Genomic DNA, 2,477 nt, shown 5'->3' with positions numbered 1-2,477 from the left:
AAAGGCTTTACTGGAAAACTTACAAAACCGTGGCCAATTTTAGTTGACCACTACAACAAAAGAGTCTCGTACTTTTTTTAGTTCAGAAACTCTCTGAAATTCTATACGTGACCTATCTATATGTTTGTTTTCGCTAATCTGCGCGAATAGATCTAACTTCGCAAATGCGGTCGTCTTTTCAAGATCGTTGATAAAATTACGTGAACTTTGAAGAGAATACAAACAGCAATTGGCCGCTGACTCTAATGACAACGTTGAGTACAAAATAGATGATCTGGCGAACCTCTGACTTTCATACGGGTCATCAGTTTCAATAGACATCTTGTAAAAGTGAATCGCATCAGAGATTAACTGTACAAATGACTGCTCTGATAAATGAGGATATGACATATTTCTCCTAGCTCCCTAACGCCCTGCTAAGTGGCTAGCAACGCAAACCACTGCACTTAACCAAACCACCGTAAACACTATACCCGACTTGAACTAAAATTGCCCCGCGTTGATAGTCCGTCTTAAGCAGTTTGTTAGGCATTTATACTACGTTCCATTTTTTGAACTACAAGATCTCGTACTTTTGCTGACAAAAAGTGTGTTGGGATATAGCGCAAACTATAGGAGTGCCTTGACGGTCTCATACGTGTTTTTACATAGTTTAGAATTAATTGAGCATGATCTTTATCCCATGCCCACAGTAGCTCACCTCTAATCGGCCATTGCCAATAAGCATCAGAAGGCCAACACAACACATGCTTGTTATTCACATGGCAACTCTGACATTGTACAAGTCCATTAGTTAATAGTGGATAGCCACCTTTACCAGTGTTACCACCGCCTCTCAGATACTGACCTGAACTCGATGGCGGCTTCCAAGATACTTGTGATGGAAAACGTTCCACTACTGTCCAACCTCCCCACCTATGAGTTGGTCGATTGTCATCAGCATTAGCTGCTATTTTTGACCAGAACTCAAATGGTTCTTCGAACTTTGCTAAATTGCCACAATTTGGGCACTTGATATCTATTGGTTCGTACTTCATTTTAAATGCCTAACGCCGCGTTAAGTGGTGAGCAACACATACCACAGCACTTAAAGCATTGTGCCGTAAACACTTAAGCTGAAGCAAACCAAAAATGCCGAGCGTTGCGAATCCGTCTTAAACGCTTTGTTATGTGTTATTTAGAAGACGAGTAAAGGTACTCATTATAGCTTGATTCTGTTCGCTCAGGTTTAGGGCCATATTTCACTGAGATTTCTTTTATCTGAGCTTGTAGGCTAGATATTTCTGTTTTTAACTGCTCATTTTGTTGTTCAAGTTTGCTCGTATTTAACTTTACCGCTTGGGCAATTGCTCGGCCTTTAGCGCGATGAGCTTCATGTATCTCGTTGTCTAGACCGCGAATAATCTCCAATAACTTATATGTAAACTCTTTGTCCACTCGGGGAAGGCGTGTTAACTCATCAATAGCCAATTCTATTTGGCTATTTTCAATGTAACTAAGAACTTTTTGAGTTGAAGGTTGATTGCTAAACATTTAGATACCCCAAAATTATTGACTCCATATTGTAACAGTATGCGGTGCGGCATGACACATAACGCCCTGCTAAGTGGCTAGCAACGCAAACCACAACACTAAAAATAACCACCGTAAACACTATACCAAACTAGAACCAAAACTGCCGAGCGTTGATAGTCCGTCTTGAGCAGTTTGTTAGCTGCTACGCAGAAGGTTGCGTTTTTCACCCAACTGCCTAATTTGAAGTACATTATTGGTTTTGAATGACAATGTAAGTTGGACAGCTCGAAAACCTAAACTTAAATGATGAACCATGCTTGGCAGAGAATACTTTCGAAGAAGCCCACTACCAAGTGCGCAAATTAGATTTACCCACGGCAGCAATTCAACATCCAAGAAGCCGCACCAAAGAACTAAACAAACACACCACGTCAGTAAGCTGACTTCGGTTGATTCAAACACTTTTCGAACAGTGCCACTGGCGAGATACTTTGTGCCTCTAAACTATCAAGTGTGAAGCTAGAGCCCGTATTCATGAGCACTTAAGCCCTTAGTTTCTTTAAATACTAGCTAACGCCCTGCTAAGTGGCTGACAACATAACACAAAACGTAAACAAGCTACCGTAAACACAGAACAAACTTTGAAGTAAACTCGCCGAACGTTGATAGTCCGTCTTAAGCAGATTGTTAGCTGCTACGATTAAGGTTGAGATTCTCACCCAAGTGCCTAGTTTGAAATACATTATTGCTTTCGAGTAACAAAGTACATTGGACAGCTCACAAACCAAGCCCCAATTGATGAAATTGGCCTGGTAAAGAATGCTTTCGAATAAGCCCACTACCAAGTGTGCAAAACTAATTTAGTCACGGTAATGTCAACGCCCAAGAAGCCACACCAAAGAACTAAACAAACACACCACTTCAGTAAACTGACTTTGGTTGATTCAACCACTTTTCGAACA

At 40.9% G+C, this 2,477-nt stretch carries 3 protein-coding genes; all 3 read right to left on the bottom strand.

Going from position 1 to position 2,477, the window contains the following annotated elements; genetic code table 11:
• Window positions 1-39: 39 nt before the first annotated feature.
• The 3 genes from APB76_RS18150 to APB76_RS18140 all read right to left on the bottom strand — a co-directional run bounded on the left by APB76_RS18150 (window position 40) and on the right by APB76_RS18140 (window position 1,533).
• Complete coding sequence (locus APB76_RS18150) at window positions 40-390, bottom strand: hypothetical protein (protein ID WP_237767928.1); 351 nt, start codon at window positions 388-390, stop codon at window positions 40-42.
• 134 nt (window positions 391-524) lie between these two features.
• Window positions 525-1,037 (bottom strand): hypothetical protein, encoded by a 513-nt coding sequence (locus APB76_RS18145; RefSeq protein ID WP_054963678.1) that lies wholly within the window; start codon window positions 1,035-1,037, stop codon window positions 525-527.
• A 136-nt stretch (window positions 1,038-1,173) separates the two neighbouring features.
• Window positions 1,174-1,533 carry a hypothetical protein gene (locus APB76_RS18140; RefSeq protein ID WP_054963679.1) on the bottom strand — a complete coding sequence of 120 codons (360 nt, stop codon included), beginning with the start codon at window positions 1,531-1,533 and terminating at the stop codon, window positions 1,174-1,176.
• Window positions 1,534-2,477 lie beyond the last annotated feature (944 nt).

The sequence above is a fragment of the Vibrio bivalvicida genome (assembly GCF_001399455.2).
GTDB classification, from domain to species: domain Bacteria; phylum Pseudomonadota; class Gammaproteobacteria; order Enterobacterales; family Vibrionaceae; genus Vibrio; species Vibrio bivalvicida.
This window is presented reverse-complemented; position numbering and strand designations above follow the sequence as displayed.